Origin of the sequence: Psychrobacter sp. P2G3, assembly GCF_001593285.1 — a bacterium.
Taxonomy (GTDB): domain Bacteria; phylum Pseudomonadota; class Gammaproteobacteria; order Pseudomonadales; family Moraxellaceae; genus Psychrobacter.
Genome location: NZ_CP012529.1, coordinates 3,260,800 through 3,278,414, shown reverse-complemented (window position 1 = coordinate 3,278,414; position 17,615 = coordinate 3,260,800). Strand labels below are relative to the sequence as shown.

General features: G+C 44.0%; 17 protein-coding genes and 1 tRNA gene. 7 read left to right on the top strand and 11 right to left on the bottom strand.

Going from position 1 to position 17,615, the window contains the following annotated elements:
* Positions 1-3: 3 nt before the first annotated feature.
* From AK823_RS13450 to AK823_RS13440, 3 genes are all read right to left on the bottom strand, one after another.
* Complete coding sequence (locus AK823_RS13450) at positions 4-1,713, bottom strand: formate--tetrahydrofolate ligase (protein ID WP_068329910.1); 1,710 nt, start codon at positions 1,711-1,713, stop codon at positions 4-6.
* 100 nt (positions 1,714-1,813) lie between these two features.
* Positions 1,814-2,491, bottom strand: coding sequence for a phosphoglycolate phosphatase (locus tag AK823_RS13445; protein WP_068329908.1), 678 nt, complete (start codon positions 2,489-2,491; stop codon positions 1,814-1,816).
* A 144-nt stretch (positions 2,492-2,635) separates the two neighbouring features.
* On the bottom strand, positions 2,636-3,136 hold the full coding sequence (locus AK823_RS13440) for a DUF4385 domain-containing protein (protein WP_068329905.1): 501 nt from the start codon (positions 3,134-3,136) through the stop codon (positions 2,636-2,638).
* 205 nt (positions 3,137-3,341) lie between these two features.
* Between AK823_RS13440 and AK823_RS13435 the strand changes: the two genes are divergently transcribed.
* Positions 3,342-3,716: a hypothetical protein gene (locus tag AK823_RS13435; protein WP_068329901.1), complete on the top strand. Its 375-nt coding sequence runs from the start codon at positions 3,342-3,344 to the stop codon at positions 3,714-3,716.
* Between the two features lie 111 nt (positions 3,717-3,827).
* On the opposite strand, the gene AK823_RS13430 is transcribed toward AK823_RS13435, so the two are convergent.
* Positions 3,828-3,903, bottom strand: a tRNA-Phe gene (locus AK823_RS13430).
* A 122-nt stretch (positions 3,904-4,025) separates the two neighbouring features.
* A complete protein-coding gene (locus AK823_RS13425) occupies positions 4,026-4,448 on the bottom strand; it encodes an acetyl-CoA sensor PanZ family protein (RefSeq protein ID WP_068329898.1) in 423 nt (140 codons plus the stop codon).
* A gap of 376 nt (positions 4,449-4,824) precedes the next feature.
* Between AK823_RS13425 and hisB the strand changes: the two genes are divergently transcribed.
* From hisB to AK823_RS13405, 4 genes are all read left to right on the top strand, one after another.
* On the top strand, positions 4,825-5,481 hold the full coding sequence (gene hisB / locus AK823_RS13420; RefSeq protein ID WP_068329895.1) for an imidazoleglycerol-phosphate dehydratase HisB: 657 nt from the start codon (positions 4,825-4,827) through the stop codon (positions 5,479-5,481).
* The gene (locus AK823_RS13415; RefSeq protein ID WP_068329893.1) at positions 5,482-5,889 is read left to right on the top strand and encodes a hypothetical protein; all 408 of its coding nucleotides are present in this window, start codon (positions 5,482-5,484) and stop codon (positions 5,887-5,889) included.
* Positions 5,886-6,518 carry an imidazole glycerol phosphate synthase subunit HisH gene (gene hisH, locus AK823_RS13410; RefSeq protein ID WP_068329890.1) on the top strand — a complete coding sequence of 211 codons (633 nt, stop codon included), beginning with the start codon at positions 5,886-5,888 and terminating at the stop codon, positions 6,516-6,518. The genes AK823_RS13415 and hisH overlap by 4 nt, the downstream gene beginning before the upstream one ends.
* Before the next feature lie 285 nt (positions 6,519-6,803).
* Positions 6,804-7,193: a hypothetical protein gene (locus AK823_RS13405; RefSeq protein WP_068329887.1), complete on the top strand. Its 390-nt coding sequence runs from the start codon at positions 6,804-6,806 to the stop codon at positions 7,191-7,193.
* Positions 7,194-7,242: 49 nt separating this feature from the next.
* Here the strand turns inward: AK823_RS13405 and AK823_RS13400 are convergent, their stop codons facing one another.
* Positions 7,243-8,628, bottom strand: coding sequence for a valine--pyruvate transaminase (locus AK823_RS13400; RefSeq protein ID WP_068329885.1), 1,386 nt, complete (start codon positions 8,626-8,628; stop codon positions 7,243-7,245).
* A gap of 212 nt (positions 8,629-8,840) precedes the next feature.
* Here AK823_RS13400 and AK823_RS13395 point away from each other — a divergent pair, with 212 nt between their 5' ends.
* Both AK823_RS13395 and AK823_RS13390 read left to right on the top strand, forming a co-directional pair.
* Positions 8,841-9,788, top strand: a complete 948-nt coding sequence (locus AK823_RS13395; protein ID WP_068329882.1) for an NAD(P)-dependent oxidoreductase — start codon at positions 8,841-8,843, stop codon at positions 9,786-9,788.
* Between the two features lie 449 nt (positions 9,789-10,237).
* Positions 10,238-11,002 (top strand): hypothetical protein, encoded by a 765-nt coding sequence (locus tag AK823_RS13390; protein WP_149031866.1) that lies wholly within the window; start codon positions 10,238-10,240, stop codon positions 11,000-11,002.
* Between the two features lie 187 nt (positions 11,003-11,189).
* Here AK823_RS13390 and AK823_RS13385 read toward each other — a convergent pair whose 3' ends face one another.
* The 5 genes from AK823_RS13385 to AK823_RS13365 all read right to left on the bottom strand — a co-directional run bounded on the left by AK823_RS13385 (position 11,190) and on the right by AK823_RS13365 (position 17,581).
* Positions 11,190-12,077, bottom strand: coding sequence for a hypothetical protein (locus AK823_RS13385; RefSeq protein WP_068329876.1), 888 nt, complete (start codon positions 12,075-12,077; stop codon positions 11,190-11,192).
* A 108-nt stretch (positions 12,078-12,185) separates the two neighbouring features.
* Positions 12,186-14,795: an FtsX-like permease family protein gene (locus tag AK823_RS13380; RefSeq protein WP_228138876.1), complete on the bottom strand. Its 2,610-nt coding sequence runs from the start codon at positions 14,793-14,795 to the stop codon at positions 12,186-12,188.
* Complete coding sequence (locus tag AK823_RS13375) at positions 14,773-15,507, bottom strand: ABC transporter ATP-binding protein (RefSeq protein ID WP_068329871.1); 735 nt, start codon at positions 15,505-15,507, stop codon at positions 14,773-14,775. The genes AK823_RS13380 and AK823_RS13375 overlap by 23 nt, the downstream gene beginning before the upstream one ends.
* Before the next feature lie 69 nt (positions 15,508-15,576).
* Entirely contained in the window at positions 15,577-16,371 is a 795-nt protein-coding gene (locus tag AK823_RS13370) for an arylesterase (protein WP_068329868.1), read from the bottom strand.
* Between the two features lie 136 nt (positions 16,372-16,507).
* Positions 16,508-17,581 (bottom strand): alpha/beta hydrolase, encoded by a 1,074-nt coding sequence (locus AK823_RS13365; protein WP_068329865.1) that lies wholly within the window; start codon positions 17,579-17,581, stop codon positions 16,508-16,510.
* Between the last annotated feature and the right edge of the window lie 34 nt (positions 17,582-17,615).

The following is a 17,615-nucleotide window of genomic DNA, read 5'->3' as shown; positions in this document are numbered from 1 at the left end:
AAATCAAAACAGCCCAGTGATATTACCAGCATCATCTAAATCAATATGCTCCGCTGAAGGGCGTTTAGGCAATCCAGGCATTTTCATAATAGGGCCACAAATCACCACGATAAACCCTGCGCCAGACGAGATGCTGATATCGCGTACATGGATATCAAAACCAGTAGGCCGCCCCAGTAATTTGGCATTATCACTAAGCGAATACTGGGTTTTGGCGATACAAACTGGCATCTTATCGAGATTTAGTTCTTCTAGGCGGCGTATTTTGGACTGAGCTGCGCTGCTGATATCAATATCATCGGCCCCATAGATTCGCTGCGCAATCGTGCGAATTTTATCCGCAATACTGTTGTCACTGTCATAAGCTAAACGAAATTGGCTGGGTTTATTACTGTTGTCATTGAGCAAACTTAGTAAAGTATTTGCTAATTCTTCACCGCCAGCGCCGCCTTTCTCCCATACTTGCGTTAGGGCAACTTCCACGCCTTTTTCTAGGCAAGCTTGCCGTACCAACTCAATCTCAGCGTCGGTATCACTGACAAACTGGTTAATGGCGACGACTACGGGCAGTCCATAGACTTCTTGCATATTTTCGATATGCTTCATGAGATTGGGCATGCCTTGCTCAAGCGCTGATAGATTTTCAGTGGTTAGATTGTCTTTAGCCACGCCACCATTGTATTTTAACGCTCGAATGGTGGCGACAATGACGGCCGCATCTGGCGTCAATCCTGACAAGCGACATTTGATATCACAAAATTTCTGCGCCCCAAGGTCGGCACCAAAGCCCGCTTCGGTGAGCGTATAGTCTGCCAAATGCATGGCAACGCGGGTCGCAATAACGGAGTTGCAGCCATGGGCGATATTGGCAAATGGGCCACCGTGGACGATGGCAGGCGTGCCCTCAATCGTCTGTACAAGGTTCGGTTTAATGGCTTCTTTTAGGAGTACTGCCATTGCACCATGAGCATTGAGGTCTTTGGCGTAGATTGGCTGTTTGTCTTTGTTATAAGCTATTAAGATGTTGCCTAGGCGTTGTTTTAAGTCGTTCAAGTCTGTCGCTAAGCAAAAAATAGCCATCACTTCAGAGGCGACAGTAATATCAAAACCATCCTCACGCATCACGCCATCCGTGGTTTTACCAATGCCACTGATGATATTACGCAGTTGACGATCATTCATATCGACTGCACGACGCCAGAATACTTGTTTGGGATCGATATTTAGCTCGTTACCTTGATAGATATGGTTGTCTAACAGCGCTGCCAGCAGATTATTTGCTGCTCCAATCGCATGAAAGTCACCAGTAAAATGCAGGTTGATATCTTCCATGGGCAGTACTTGCGCGTAACCGCCGCCAGCTGCACCGCCTTTAATCCCAAATACCGGGCCGATGGAGGGCTCACGTATGGCAACCGCCGTTTTCTCACCGCTTTCTTGTTGCTTGTGGATACGGTTCAAAGCATCAGCCAAACCGATAGTGACCGTGGTTTTGCCTTCGCCAGCGGGCGTTGGGTTAATCGCAGTGACCAATATTAATTTGCTCTGCTTTGCCTTAGCTGGCATGGCAAACACATCGGCTGGATTTATTTTTGCCTTAAAATGTCCGTAAGGTTCGATATGAGTGGCTGATAAACCAAGTTTTTGCGCAATGTCGTTGATGGGCTGTAAGGTAACATTTTGGGCGATGGCAATATCGCTAGGTACGGTCATATCAAAGGTCTCGTCGCAGAATGCAAGTGCGTAGGGTAAAGGGTTATTTGCTTATCAATTCATTATTCTAGTTCTATTAAAAGATCAATCTTTTAAAATATTAACCCTTTAAAAGGTATTTAACCAAGGCAGCAAAGTCATCAAATGCTTCGGTAGGATTCAGTTCACGAATGTCTTGCCCATAGTTATAACCATAAGACAGTCCAAGGGTGTCCATATTGGCATTTTGTCCGGCTAAGATATCGTTTCTTGAATCACCAATCATGACCGCTTGGTCTGGAGTAACATTTAACGCCCCACAGACATGGAGTAGCGGCGCGGGGTCTGGTTTTTTAACGGGCAGACTATCACCACCTAAGACTTCTACAAACAAATCTTGCCATCCAAAGGATTGCAAGATTTTAGGGACGAAACGAATGGGTTTATTGGTCACTAATGCCAACATATAGCCCGCTGCTTTGAGTTTTTTTAGTCCGCTATCTACATCTGGGTAGGCGACGGTTTTGCTACCACTAATATTGTTATAAGCCTCAAAAAACACTTGCTCAGCATGATCGGCTTCCTCGACCGTTAATTCACCTTCTAAAACCACTATCTTACCCACCAACGCGCGCTCGACCAGCATTCTTGAGCCATTGCCGACCCAGTTACGTATGGTGTCGAGAGAGTAGGTTTCTTTACCTAGCGTGGTTAACATAGTGTTAGTAGCATCAGCCAAATCTGGCACACTATCAATTAAGGTGCCATCGAAGTCAAAAATTAAAAGCTGCTTATCCATTATTCCTCGCTACCTAGAATTATTGCATTCGTTTTTTAAGTTATTAGATTTAAAGTTTAGGTTTTCGTTCTGTATTACCATAGCACAGCAAACCGTTAAAACTAACTGTTACTAATGTTTTTAATATCTGACTTTCAATATATGCTATTCAACTTCTTTATAGCGCTCACGATGCTCCTTTTTCATCTTTAGATAGGTTTCATTTTCACGGCACATATCCCATTTTTGTTTAAAAATACGGGCAGATTCTGCTTTAATCGGATCTTCTACTTGCCGTGGTAATTCTTCACGACCATGGGCACCGCTTTGGCCTTTTTTATCATCAGGTACTGGTCCTTTATATTTCTTGCCGCCTTTATGATTAGCGTAACGACGCGCGCGGGTATAACCCATTTGAATAAACTTGCGCGCCATATCCGCACCGACGAAGTCATCGGCAGCCAGATAATCTAAAAACATCTGATAAATAGTCTCGCTGCTTTCTGTCGCAATATCAGGCGTGGCAAAGCGCCAGTGCGGCAGGATTTCGGACTTATAAGGTTCTACCAATAATACGCCTTGTTCACCACGACCGACGCGGTACAGCTCAGGCTGCGCACGTAAGTCTAAGTTTTTATAATCTAAATCATAATCAAACTCTCTCATAGCTTGTCCCTATTAGTAATCATCTAGTAGCAATCTTTCTAGAATTCAGCTGTCAAATTTATCATTATCAATACTATCGAGTATACTGAGCGCAGCTGTCTAAAAAACAGCACAAAAATGTTATGCAACCGTGACAGTAAGCGTTTAGCATGAGAAGAGTCATTAGTAGAATCAATTATTGAGCAGGTCTGAGTAGGTAGATGTCATGACAGTGAATGAAAACACCATAAATAAAATAAGCTTAGCTGGCTCGACTTTTACGATGTCATTAACAAGCGTGCTCATGATATCAGCGCTGCTACTCACAAGTGTGCTAAGCACTAATGCGGCTCATAGCGCGTGGTTTGAGCGTTTGATTCCGCAAGGTGAGACCTATACGGTGCGCAAGATAGATAGTGATTTGGCATTCGTGATTGATGGTTTCATCTATGATGCCCGTACTTCTTGTTTTTTAGCAGTGGGCGATCGAGTGATATTTTTTGAAGGGCGTCACGGTATTGATTACCGCGCAACAATTTATGATTTAGACTCGCGTGAGCGTTGTCATTTGCTATTACGCGGTCGGCTGTATCAAGAGTAGTGTCTTATTATGGACTGACTATCTAACTTACTATACAAAAGGCCATAAAAATTAAGCATAAAAAAAGCCCCGAACATTACTGTTCGGGGCTTTTTAGAATTCTTAAACGAATGGTGGCTCGAGGCAGGTTCGAACTGCCGACACACGGATTTTCAATCCGTTGCTCTACCGACTGAGCTATCGAGCCGTCTTCGTTGAGGCGCTATTAAACTAAATATAGGCGTTACTGTCAAGTGGTTTTTGCATAATAGGCGATAAAAAGGCATAAATAGTCAAATATAAGCTCAATCCAAGGTTTTAACCTTAGGATTAATCCTTAACGCGCAGTAGCTCATACTCGCTCATGATACGGTGAATATCCGCATCAACAGGGACAAATTCACGTACACCTTTTTTCACTTCGGCATCATAAACCAATTTAATGAACTTAGCATCGATGGCGCGTTTGCGATTTTCTGCATGCACGGTAAGATACTGCAAGCGCTTGGCATCAGTTTGCCCATCATCAAAGCAGGCAACGGCGGCGATAGGCTTATCATTAAACATACCGACGTAAAGATACTGACCACGCTTAAAACCTTGCTCGATGATGTTTAATACTTCTGCACCATCAGGCTGCGCATCATCGCTATCATACAAGACATGCAGGCGCTCAGATAACTCATTCTCACGTGCAGGTTTCTTAATGAGTGGGGCATCCAAGCTATTGATGGCAATCGCTTCTAAAGGCATAGTTGGTTCCTAGTAAATTGATATATCATGGCGTTGTAGAATCAGTACGGGTAATGATTGATAAAACTGAATTCACTATTTTAGCAGAATGACATGATTTTGTGCGTGGTTTACTGCTTGGTCGTGGCAGTAGTGGTTAGGGTTTGCTATGATGAGGCTAGGCAGTGTTTCTTATACATGAAGCTAATGCATAAAAGTTATGTAATCAACTTAGGTAAGAAACCTATGTAAGCAACCGAATAACTGGGCATTTTACCTAGACACTACCCCCTCTTTTGGATTTTTCCGTTAATATCTGATTTAGATACGAATGACAATTTATTGGGCGCTTTTTCGTCCTATTTTATTGACCGCTTTTCATTAATAGAGAGTAGCCATGACCGCCAATTCAACAACGACATCTGAGCAAAATCCATCTTCAAATCTTAACCTACATGGTCGCCCTGAACGTATCGCCACCGTCGAGCGTATTACTGCAGAGACGCAAGTTACCTGTACCGTTAATCTTGATGGTACGGGTCAAGGCACTGTAGACACTGGTGTGCCATTCTTGGATCACATGATTGATCAAATCAAGCGTCACGGTTTGTTTGACTTAGACATCAAATGTACGGGCGATACCTTTATCGATGATCACCATAGCGTGGAAGATACCGGTATCACGCTTGGTCAAGCCTTTAATAAAGCTTTAGGCGATAAGAAAGGCATCCGTCGTTATGGGCATTTTTATGCGCCACTTGATGAAGCTTTAACGCGCGCAGTCGTTGATCTGTCAGGTCGTCCGGGTTTGCATATGGACATTCCTTTTACCCGTTCACACGTGGGTAAGTTCGATGTCGATTTATTTAGTGAGTTCTTCTACGGCTTCGTCAATCACTCTTGGATGACGGTACATTTGGATAATCTCAAAGGCAAAAACAGCCATCACCAAATCGAATCTACTTTTAAAGCCTTTGCTCGTGCGCTGCGTATGGCGTGTGAATATGATGAGCGTGCGTTGAATACGCTACCGTCGACCAAAGAGGCGTTCTAGATGTATCGGTCTATACTGACTACGGTCGCAATGACCGCAATGTTTATAACAAACAGCAGTTTTGCTAATTGCCCAGTAATTCAGCATAGCGAAGTGCCAGCTATCACCGAACTGAGTTATCATGATGCTCGCGATTTGCTGCTAGCGGCAGGGTGGCAGCCGTTAAAAAGTATTCATCATAACGATATTGAAAACTCAGATATCAGCTATGGTAATGGATCGCTATTTTGGGACAAAGGCTATGTTGAAATTGAAAGCTGTGCAGGAACAGGACTTGCCCCGTGTCTATTTAACTTTGCCGATATTTATGACAATAACCTCAAAGTTGTGACAGTGGGTGAAGAATCACCCGAATATAATAGTTATGCCATGGTTGATCGTTATTGGTTAGTGTGTGAGGATTTATGAAAGTAGCATTATTAGATTATGGCATGGGTAATTTGCACTCAGCTGGCAAAGCATTATCAGCGGTAGGCGCAGAAGTATCTATTACCAATAACCCAAAAGTCGTCGCTGCTGCCGACAAAATCGTTTTCCCTGGTGTCGGTGCCATGCGCGATTGCATGATTGGTATGCACGATGCTGGCATTGATGAGGTTGTGCGTCAGGCGATATTTAATAAGCCTGTCATGGCCATCTGTGTTGGAATGCAGGCGTTATTTGAGCAGACCGCTGAGAATGGCGGTACGGATTGTTTGGGTATCTTGAATGGTACGGTAAAAGCCTTTGACCCGACGTGGACGGATGAGCAGGGCGCCACGATTAAAGTACCGCACATGGGCTGGAATACCATTAGCGGTATGGATTTTGACCATCCATTGTGGAATGGTATAGGCGACAACGCGCACTTTTACTTTGTGCACAGCTATTACTGCGCGCCTGCCGATAGCACGCAAGTGGCTGCTGTTTGTGACTATGGTCAGCCGTTTTGTGCCAGTGTTATTCAAGACAACTTATTTGCCACCCAGTTCCATCCAGAAAAAAGCCACACCGCAGGCTTGCAACTGTTAAAGAACTTCGTTGAGTGGGATGTGTAGCCAATCCCGCCTTACGCTTGTATCTGCCTAGACGCTGGCGTGCAGACTTATAGGTCTGGTAGCGTTCCATCTAAAACCGAGCGACCACTCCCAGACCTAGTCCGCAACGCCATCGTCGTTAGCAGGATACCGCTACAGTCGGGGCTAGCGGTAATATCGTGACCTTGCGACTATATGTCGTAGTTTTGCCAATTTTCTCTTTGCTACCTAGCCTCACTATTAAAAATGCTATTCAGCATCAGCATTATCGGTTAGTCTAGGGCATCTTAAATTTGGAACAACCCAGTGGACTTTACTGCCTTTAAAATCGATATCATTGAGATAACCGGACTGGCCAAAGATGCTCTGCATATCTATGTTGGCGTCGGCGTTTATTTGCTATGCCTGCTTGTGCTGCTGCCCATCATTAAAAAGCAAGGTGTTAGGTCATTCATGGCATTAATCGTGGTGACTGGCGTTGCTTTATTGGGAGAGTATTTGGATAACCTCCATATTATTAGACCGAGAGGTTTTTCTGCATTAGGAATCGTAGACATAAAGGCAAGTATCCGTGACCTTATCAATACTTGCTTGGTGCCCTATGTGCTTCATGCATTGAATAAGTGGACGACCATTTTTCATCCAACTAATAAACCTCAATCCATGACTAAACGGCACAAAAAAACGGACTACTAATGAGTCCATTTTTTATTTCTATAATTAACCATTCCTACGATAAAGTGCTTTAAGAATTCTTATTTGCAGCCTCATCATAAAGCTCACGCACTACTTCACCAATCACTGCAATACCATCAGTGAGCGTCTGCTCGTCCGCAGCGATACTCATACGAATACATTCATGCGCGTGCTTATAGTCGCTGACATCGACGCCAGGGAAGAAGAACTGACTTGGTACGACGAGCGTACCTTTTTCTTTGAGACGCTCATATAGCTCAAGGGTGGTAATCGGCAAGTCTTTAAACCACAGCCAGAAGAATATTGCACCTTCAGGCTTATGAATCATCAATGGATAATCGCCCAACGCTTCTTTCAAAAGTCTCACAGCCAGTTTTGCTTGCTGCTGATAAAACGGCTTGATGTCGTTATCCGATAGCTGCTTGATACGGTCATTTTCTACCAATGGTTTGGCAATGGCGGCACCAAAGCGGGTAGGGGCTAGATTGACTACCGCATTCATGGCGCTGACCGCTGCGATCACTTCAGGAGCCGCGACGATGATGCCAGTGCGTACGCCCGGTAAGCCAATTTTAGACAAGCTAAAGCAAAGAATGGTATTGTCATCCCAGTTTAAATGCGCATCTGAATAAATGATATTAGGGAACGGCATACCGTAAGCATTATCAATAATCAGTGGCACATCGTAGCGTTTGGCAATCTCAGCTAAATGATCCATTTCCTCATCAGTCAAGACGTTACCGGTTGGGTTGGTCGGACGTGAACAGCAAATCGCGCCGATACGACCCTCTTTAAGCGCGGGCAAGTTCTCTAACGCCTCAAAATCCACCCGATATTTAAAGAAGCCTTCTTCGCCATCATGAGTGACTTCGTCGATATGCGGCAACACCGACATAAAGTGCTGACCATCTACGTGCACGTCACTATAGCCAATATATTCAGGGGCAAGTGGTAGCAGGATAGATTTGTCTACTGACTGGCTGTCTTTATCTTGACTGTGCTCATCAAGCTTATTGTCACTGAAGGCCCCGCCAAATAGATTGAACAAATAAAAGAAAGCATTCTGTGAGCCATTGGTCAGCGCGATATTTTCCGCGCTCAAGTTCCAATCATAATGACGGTTAAAGAAGTCGACCAACGCATCAATAAAAGCCGCGTCACCTTGTGGGTTTGAGTAGTTACTCATGCTATTAAGCGCAGTGTTATCCGAGTGCTTCTCTTCTACGCTGGCGTCTTGTTCGGCATCGAGGCTATCTTGACCAAGTGCTTGATAGGTCTGCAAAAACACTTCATTCACCGCGTCGATTTTGGCAGGGTTACCACCACCAAGCATATTGACGGGCTTATCGCTTTTTAGTGCATCGCCCAGATCATCCATCAATTGCGAGATGCCAGTTGGTTGGGTAAATTTCTGACCAAATTTTGAGAATTTCATAAGGTTACCGTGAGGTGTAGGAGGTTATTAATTGATAAAGTGGCGCTATTATAGCAAATGAGGGCTACAAGGTGAGTAAACAACCTTGCTTGATGCAGACCTTAATATACAAGAGCTTGTCCGATGTCTAACAAACGCTAACACATCCTCATCTGCAACCCTTATATAGTAAGTTTTAAGTAAAAGAGCCACCATTAAAAAAGGAGTACCCCATGAAAGCCGTATTACTCGATGAAAAAAGATTTGCTACCGACCTTGCGCGACCTACCCCCGAAAAAATAACGGACTACGTCACCTTTGAAGAAACCCCACAAGACAATAAAACCATCATTGAGCGCTGTCAAGATGCCGACATCATGATTAATGGCTCCCTACGTATCGAGCGTGAAGTGATTGAGGCGCTACCCAATCTCAAACTCATCCAGCTCCTCTCTGTCGGCTCCAACCATATTGACAAACAAGCCTGCGCAGACAACGACGTCAAGCTCCTCAACGCACCGGATTTTGCCAGTGCTACCGTCGCCGAGCACACCATGATGCTATTACTCAGCGCCATGCGTGCCAGTATCCATTATCACAACAAAGTTAAAAGTGGCGAATGGAAGGAGAAGGGGCGAGCCGATATCATCGATGCTGAAGCCATTGATCTCGAGGGTTTAACCATCGGTATGATTGGTATCGGTGACATTGGCAAGCGGATTACCAAGCTTGCCAAAGCCTATGACATGAACGTCCTATGGGCAGAGCGCCAAGGTCGCAAGCCTCGTAATGACGACTACACCGACTTTGAAACCGTCCTTAGTAACTCCGATGTCATCACCATACACTGTCCACTCACTGAGGAAACCAAACATCTCATTAACCAAGATACCCTAAGCAAAATGAGCAAAAAACCGCTACTGGTCAACGTCGCACGTGGCAAGATTGTCGATAGCGAGGCCTTAGCTAGCGCAGTCAAACAGGAGCAAATACTCGGCTATGCTACCGACGTATTTGAAAATGAACCTGCCGGCGAAAATGACCCGATTGTCCAGCTTGCCAATGAAGGTCATCCTCGCATCATTTTAACCCCGCATATGGGTGCAGGCAGCCGAGCCTCGCAAGTCAAACTATGGAAGATAATCACTCGGCAAATTAATGATTTTATTGAAAACAACTAGGATTAAAGTGGTTGGGATTAAAATAACTGAGATGTGAATTAAGAGGGTTTTGGTTTGAGGTTTTGGGCGTTTGATATTTTGGAGGTTTTGGAGCTAATCCTGCTTTTTGCTTGTAGTTGGCAGTCTGCGGCGCACAGCACCTAGGCACAGTAGCGTTCTAACGTCCGAGCGACCACTCCTGTGCGATGTGCTGTAAGCGCCACAGTCCACCAAGCTACCGCTTCAATCAGGGCTAAAAAGCCTTGCTACGGCAAAGTTCATTATAGTGGTTGAAATATAAGTTTTGAGTGCGGGCGGTAGGGCGCGTTAAGCTTGTCAAATTCTCATAGAGGATGCAGATAAGGCGTAACCCACCGAATAAGCTCTGCTATTATGTTCAGTAAACTTTATGAAAATGCTATGGCAGCGTGCTTCAGATAGAACTATTTTAGATGATAAAGGGAATTACAGTGAATAATGTACAGCAATCACTTGATGAGGTTAACCTCAAAACTAAACCATCAAAAAATAATGGCAACAGTATTGCAGACCAAAATTTTCAGCTTAAAGCTACTACATCGACAGGCTCAAAATATTCTATACCAGATGATATTATCAACGACTGGAAACTAAAAACACAATTTAAAATGTATAATCCTAAAGGTGACTTTAGCGTACCTTGTTGCTGCGCTTTCTTTTTATTTGACGATGAGTGGAATGAAGAAGGTCTTAGTGCATTAAAAGAACAGTCAGGTGCAGAATTGTTGATTGGCATAAGAACCAGTCGTAGATTTATGGAAATTGATAACGTCATAGATGGTGTGGTTTGCTGTGAGCTTAAGCAGGTTGATAGGATTGTACATCAGTTCCAAGCTATGTTGAGTGTGCACGGGAGCTATATCGCTATGGATCTGAATGATATTGTCAGTTTTTTTAATCAATGCTCATATACTCAATATGCAGAATCAAAGCTTTATTTATCAGACGATTTTTTCAAGAAAAATAAACAGGAGATTGAAGGATTTATAGGTAACCTTCCTATAAAAGACGTTAGAAGTCTATTGCTTTACATCCATACAATTAACCCTGAAAATCTTGAGCAATCTAGTGAAATTATAGAAATGGTTAATCGGAAAATGAATGACTCTGACATGGTGCTTTATGGCATGGCAATGAGTACATTAAATAATGCTTATATCAGTGTAATATACCCCGACGAGCCATCGCAAAATTAACGAATCATGACTCGCTTCGAAATAGCGAAAACACTATAAAGTATTTTGGCTGTTTCAAGTATTACCTAGAGACCACTTGCATGCTATAACAGTTAATGAATGGACAACGGTAGCCGCTACCTTGCCAACATTATGCGGTTGCTATATTAGCGAATGGGATTAAGTTGCACCATCGAAATTGATTTATTTACATTGAACATGCTTTCATCTTCAATACGAAGTTCTCAGGCAACCAGTCTCTTGATTCTCTAAGAAAATCGATAATATTTTTTCTAGATATATTCGTCAATAAGCTCGAAGATTCTTCGACGTATTTTTCATTAGTTTGAAATAGAAATATATGCTCATCCGAATCACGATCGTTATAACTACTACGAGGTACAGTAGAATGTCCAGTCTTAACTTGAGTCAGAGCTCGCCTACCTGTTTGTGGGTTTATAGCAAGGTACTCAAAGCTCATAGTATCCCCTTTACGCGAGCTAGGCACAACGTACCAACCGATACTCTGTAAATAAAGAAATACTAAATCTTCTGTTTCTTCATCATCTAACATTAAGAAAATATCATTAAATTTGTCATTACTCGTATCGTAATACTGGTTTTGTGATAGTTCATTCCACAACATTCTAGAATATATCTTAATAGAATTACCAGCTATCTTCTGACAAGCTCTAGAAGCTCTAAAACTAGCGATTACTTTTCCTGGCACTGCTCCAATTGGAACTGCTAAGAGTTCGACTCTAAAAATATTTACAATATCAATATTTTCATTGATTGAAGCCTCGCTATTAAAATATTCCCATTCTGACACTACTTTAGCAAGAAAATAGCCTTTGCTCTTATCTCTAGTCCACACTAAGTCATCAACTTTGACGTGTTTATGAATATAAGCACATTGATTTACCTTTCCATATTTCTCTTTGGCTTTTTCATAGTAGTCTTCCCAGTTTTTAGTATTGTTCACATCTCGAACCTGCCAGCCTACGCCTAGCAAGTTGTTGTCGATACAATAATCAAAAGTTGTTTTCCTTGAGGCTTTACCACCAGGTTTAATGTGCATCCTAAAAATATTCATATCTTCTCTTAGTTAAAATTATATCAATTAAAACAATCTTCTTTATGGTCATAAGACTGTAAGAACCTTTTAGAGATGGTGTCTACTAGGAATATCAAGTAAAAACCTCTAAATCATCGCCCGAACCCTTGCCATAATCCCACGTCCAATCACCAATCTGACATAGATAATAGCAATGCCAAATAACAAGGCAACTAACGCTGCACTGCCGATTCCTAAGTTTACCCACGGCACGCTAAAGCGTAGATTGAACCATTGGGTAATCGCAAACCATGCGCCAACGCTGGCGATAACCACCGCAAATGTCGCCGCACTAATACCAAGCACCCCAAGCTCTAAGATATTGAGCATATATAAGTCGCGCTTTTGCATCCCTAATAGCCTGAACGAGGCGCTTTCTTGCATGCGATCTTGCGAGGTAGAGAGGAGTGAGCTTATCAACACCATCACACCCGTCAGCAATGCCAGCAATGTAAAGACATAGACCAAGCGGCTCATTTGTACCACCAGCTCTTGGACTTGTTCGGCGATTGCCGTACCGTCAATGGTAGTGACAGCAGGAAATTCGCGTACCAGTTTGCCTTGCAGCTCTGGGATAGCATCTTCTGCCACATGCGCGGTGGCAAATTGGATTTGCGGAGCAGCAGATAGCACCGATGGCTCAAACAAGAAATAAAAATAAGGGCTTGGGCCACGCTCGTAACGTGAGCGAATACTGGTAATCTGACCAACGATTTCGATACCTTGAATATTAAAACGAACCTGATCGCCCATACCGACATTGAGCATGCCTGCAGCAGTATCTAAAATAGACAGTGGTGCAATCTGTGGCGTTTGGCCTTGTTGACCATCAGCTTCGATAGGCGAGTACAGCTTATTGTCTTCTACCGCATCAGTAATGAACTCCGTGTCCATCACCGTATCTGCGTAGCTTAAGTTAAAGACGCGGGTAGGCTCATCAAAGCCATCCGCAGGTTCGATATCTTGCGCGGGTACGTCGTTTGCTGTCACGACACGTGCGCGAATGACCGGATAGTAGCTCACTGGCGTACCGATTAAGGCATTAATATCCTCATGTTGATCGCTTTGGACATCTAATAAAAACAAATTCGGCGCATCTTCAGGATACGCATTAATAAACTGCGCATTGATACTATGATTGAGCGTGGTGATGAGCGTGAGGACAGCGACTGATAACGATAGGGTGACAAAGAACAGTGCAGATTGGTTGCCTTTACGCGCAAGGTTATGAATGGCAATGCGCTTCATCCAACTGATATCAGTATTCATCGCCAATTTGGTCAGCAGCCATAGCCAAGCGCGTGCCAATAGCCAAAATATCGCCACAAAGGCAATTAAACCAGCAAGTAGCTGCGCGCCAAATGTTAATGAGCCAACTTCATAAGCAAAAAACGCATACAGTCCTACGAGCATCAGACCGTACCATAATAGGGGTAGGCGTCGATACCAAGGCAGGTTTTGTGATTGCTGGCTAGCACCTTGATTGAGCAATGTTGCAGGCTTAGTGGTGCTGAGAGTGCTTAAGCCACGCTGGGCAATCAGTAAGGTCAGTACTAAAGCAATGATGATGGTTTTGATTATACTGATAGGGTTGATGGCTAGGCCAACGTCTGCTGGCAGGATGGCAATAAGATACGGCTGACCAATTTGCAGTAAGCCGAAACTCAGTATACTCGCTGCAATACAGGCGATAACAGTGGTTGCTATCAGTAGCTGATAATAGCTACGTTTGAGAGATTTGAGAGGCTCACCTAAGGCCAAGCGAATCGCATTGTTAGACTGCTGCTTGGTTACAAAAGCCGTGATGACCCCATACATCGCCACCGCTGATAATAGCAATACCGCAATGACCAGTAACTTCAAAAACATCAATACATTGTCAGAGATACGCGATATTTGCGTGTCCTCTGAATCGATATCAGACAGTCTAATATCAGGGTAGCTGGTCAAGGTTTGCTCTAACCGCTCACGTAGTGGCTCTATGGTCTCAACGTCTCCTGCCATCTCAATGCGATAACGCACGCGGCTACGTTGACCGAGTAAGTTGGTTGCTTCCAGGGCGTCCGCTTGCATGAGGACATGCCCGCCAAAGTCAAAGGCACTAAGTGGACGATCCGGCTCTTTGGTCAGCACATCGCTGATCGTAAATTGCCCTTCGCCAATAGTAATGCTATCGCCAATACTCGCATTGATACCTTGCAGGACTTCTGGCGCGACGACCACGGTGTCAGGCTTGAGCTGTTCCCATAATGGTTTGCCCGAAGCTGTTTCTGCTGTTCCGTATAGCGGATAAGCTGGCGTGATACCTTTAACGCGCACCAGCAAGGTTTGCTCGTCGGTAACTACCATAGAGCTGAACTGATGATCGTAGACGATTTGGTCGTCAGGCAAGGTTTGGACTTGCTTTAAAATGTCCGCTGGCCATTCTTGATTACTCTCAAGTATCAGATCACCACCGATTAGCGCGCGCTGATTGTCTGTGATGTAGCTATCAACAGACTGCTGGATAGAATCAAGAGTGAGGTAGGTGGCAAGCGATAGCGTGAGCGTCAATAAATACAACACTGGATATACCCAGCGCCGCCACCAGCTACGACTTAAAGCTTGTGCGCCTAGATCGCGAGTAAAAAGTTGACTTATCATGCCACCAGAATAATTTGACTCTTTATCCATGTTATCCATTAACTTTCGACCCATCTATCATACCGTCATGCATGGTAATGACTCGATCTGCGATTTCGGCAAGCGCAGGATCATGAGTCACGACGACGAGTGCTGAACCCGTCTGCTGGCGTAAATCTAATAATAGCTTCATCACTTGGTCAGCGTTTTGCTCGTCTAAATTACCTGTCGGCTCATCAGCGAAGACGATTTTGGGACGCGATACCAGTGCTCGTGCCACCGCCGTGCGTTGTTGCTCACCGCCTGATAATTGATTGGGCAGACTATGACGTCTATGACCCAAATCGACGGCCTCAATCAATTCATTGACGCGTGCTTTATTCGGACGTCGAGCGATATCAAGCGGGAAGGCAATGTTTTCCGCCACCGTCAAAGTTGGTAATAGGTGAAATGACTGAAAAACAAAGCCCATATCACGTTGACGAATGACGGCAAGGGCATCTTCATCAAGACTGCTTAATGTCTGTCCAGCCAGCTCAACCGAGCCGCTATCGGGATAATCTAACGCTGCCAGCAAACCAAGCAAAGTTGATTTACCCGAGCCTGATTTACCCATAATCACTACAAACTCGCCAGCATCAACATGAATACTAACGTCCTTGATAATAGACAGCGATTGTTCCCCGACTTGCACGGTTTTATTGAGATGCGAGGCGGTTAGTAGGGCTTGCTGTGCAGAATTTGATATAGCTTCTGATGTTGGTGCAGTCGGATTTGATAAGGTCATTACAGGGTCTCAGTTGACGTAGTGTCTGTTACTTGCACTGGCTTTTTAAAATTTTCTCAGTCAGTCGAATCAGTTGCTTTCATTCTCTACCATTGCTTCAAGCTTAGGCGCTAAGATTGGCAGGATATTATCATTAACGATAACTGTGTAGCCATCCTTGGTCGGATGAATGGCATCAGCTTGATTGAGCTCAGGGTCACCGCCCACACCATTTAAGAAGAACGGAATAAGCGTGACGTTCATATCTTTAGCGACACGAGGATAAATCGCGGCAAACGACTGTACATAATCAGAGCCAAGATTGTCATAAATCTGCATGCCGCCCAAGATGACTTCACTGCCATTGTCTTGTAAGCGTTTGACAGCAGTACGGATATTGGCTTCAACGGTTGCGACGTCAATACCACGGATAGCATCGTTCGCACCGATGGTCAAAATAGTAATGTCAGGCTTGGTTTGTGCAACCCAGTCCAAACGGTTGATCAAGCCAGTGCTGGTTTCCCCACTGAGACCTGAGTTGATGACTTTGACATTCTCGTAGCCCATATCTTTGAGCGTTGCTTCTAATTGGGCAGGGTAATTGTCATCAGGGTCTACCCCTAGACCTTCGGTCAGAGAGTCGCCAAGTGCTAAAATAGTAAGAGGTTGCTCAATCGACGCGACATTATCTTGCTCAGTTGCTGTTTCACGTGGAACTTCATTAGCAACCTCTGCTTGAGGTACATCTACTACTGGGTCGTTAGCGTCAGCCTCTTTATCAGTGGCTGGACTACACGCTATCAACGCTAAGCTAGTCAGTAGCGCTAAGCTAAGTTTCTTTGATAAAAATTTAAATAAATAAGGCTTTATTAAAGGCAATGACATAGTGATTCCGTTACATATTTATTGGCATTATTTGCTTTATATTAGGTCAGGCTTAATATTCACAAGTAGCTGATACTATGATCAAAAAACACCTTAACAACTTTGATAGCCGTTGACTGTCTGAGATTGGTTAGCGTTATTCAGAACTTTTGCTACCCAAAAACTCAGATATGGCCTGATAAGTTTGTTTACAGATATCAGGATTAAGATTTTCCATATTTAGGTAAGCATGAATGACTTTGTCAAAAGTGATGTGCTGCGTGTCAACACCAGCTTCGCTAAGTTTGGCGGCATAAGCAACGCCTTCATCATATAACGGGTCGACCGCTGCATTAATGATAAGGGCAGGCGGCTGATGCGCGAGCTCATCTGAGCTGGCAAATAGAGCGGACTTTGCCTGTCTGTCTTCATCGTGTTGAAAGTTATGTTGAAAATACTGGTCAAAATACCAACTGATACGTGCTTGACTGAGCAGATAACCATTGGCGTATTTTTCAATAGAGGGACAGCTCATAGTAAAGTCAACGCTCGGATATATCAGTACTTGCGCGCTGATATCATTTATTATGCCTGACTCTATTATTCTAGGGTCGCGTAGGAGATTGGTGACTAATGCCCCACCATGACTGTCTCCTGCTACTACTAGCTCATTTGTGCTAATGTGATGGCGGGCGAGTAGTTTATTCAATCCAAGCAAAGCGGTACAAGCATCGTTTTGAGCACAAGGGTAAGGATTTTCTGGTGCAAGGCGGTATTCTGGGGCAACAATAATGTGCCCAGTATGCTTCGCTAAACGGCATAGAATTTGATGATAAACAGAGACGCTACCCGCTGTACCACCGCCACCATGAAAGTACAGCATCACGGGTGGTGGTGTTTGCTCAGTCTGCTCTATTGAAGCATCAGGCAAGCTAGGATAAAAAAGGCGCACTGGTACATGATAAGTAGGCACATCATAAGCATCGTTAGTTGACGCATCACATTCAATGATGTCATCGACTATTAGCGCCACATTCACGGCTTCGGTGACAAAGGTATGAGTTAAATTTGCTAGGCCATCTCTGGCATTGATGGCGTTAGGGATACTGCCTGTGTTAATAAAAGCAGGGAGCAGCTGTTCATTTAATACCTTTAGATAATTAGCAACAGCAGGTAATAAATCGAACTGGCTTTCAGTGTCAGCTTTGTTTTGCTTGATAGAGTTGCTCATCTTCATTCCTTTGAATTTATCATTATTAAACGCG

Bases quoted from the DNA above. Each gene is read 5' to 3' on its own strand.
- AK823_RS13450 (WP_068329910.1), bottom strand. From the start codon at position 1,713: ATGACCGTACCTAGCGATATTGCCATCGCCCAAAATGTTACCTTACAG.
- AK823_RS13445 (WP_068329908.1), bottom strand. From the start codon at position 2,491: ATGGATAAGCAGCTTTTAATTTTTGACTTCGATGGCACCTTAATTGAT.
- AK823_RS13440 (WP_068329905.1), bottom strand. From the start codon at position 3,136: ATGAGAGAGTTTGATTATGATTTAGATTATAAAAACTTAGACTTACGT.
- AK823_RS13435 (WP_068329901.1), top strand. From the start codon at position 3,342: ATGACAGTGAATGAAAACACCATAAATAAAATAAGCTTAGCTGGCTCG.
- AK823_RS13425 (WP_068329898.1), bottom strand. From the start codon at position 4,448: ATGCCTTTAGAAGCGATTGCCATCAATAGCTTGGATGCCCCACTCATT.
- hisB (WP_068329895.1), top strand. From the start codon at position 4,825: ATGACCGCCAATTCAACAACGACATCTGAGCAAAATCCATCTTCAAAT.
- AK823_RS13415 (WP_068329893.1), top strand. From the start codon at position 5,482: ATGTATCGGTCTATACTGACTACGGTCGCAATGACCGCAATGTTTATA.
- hisH (WP_068329890.1), top strand. From the start codon at position 5,886: ATGAAAGTAGCATTATTAGATTATGGCATGGGTAATTTGCACTCAGCT.
- AK823_RS13400 (WP_068329885.1), bottom strand. From the start codon at position 8,628: ATGAAATTCTCAAAATTTGGTCAGAAATTTACCCAACCAACTGGCATC.
- AK823_RS13395 (WP_068329882.1), top strand. From the start codon at position 8,841: ATGAAAGCCGTATTACTCGATGAAAAAAGATTTGCTACCGACCTTGCG.
- AK823_RS13385 (WP_068329876.1), bottom strand. From the start codon at position 12,077: ATGAATATTTTTAGGATGCACATTAAACCTGGTGGTAAAGCCTCAAGG.
- AK823_RS13380 (WP_228138876.1), bottom strand. From the start codon at position 14,795: ATGGGTCGAAAGTTAATGGATAACATGGATAAAGAGTCAAATTATTCT.
- AK823_RS13375 (WP_068329871.1), bottom strand. From the start codon at position 15,507: ATGACCTTATCAAATCCGACTGCACCAACATCAGAAGCTATATCAAAT.
- AK823_RS13370 (WP_068329868.1), bottom strand. From the start codon at position 16,371: ATGTCATTGCCTTTAATAAAGCCTTATTTATTTAAATTTTTATCAAAG.
- AK823_RS13365 (WP_068329865.1), bottom strand. From the start codon at position 17,581: ATGAGCAACTCTATCAAGCAAAACAAAGCTGACACTGAAAGCCAGTTC.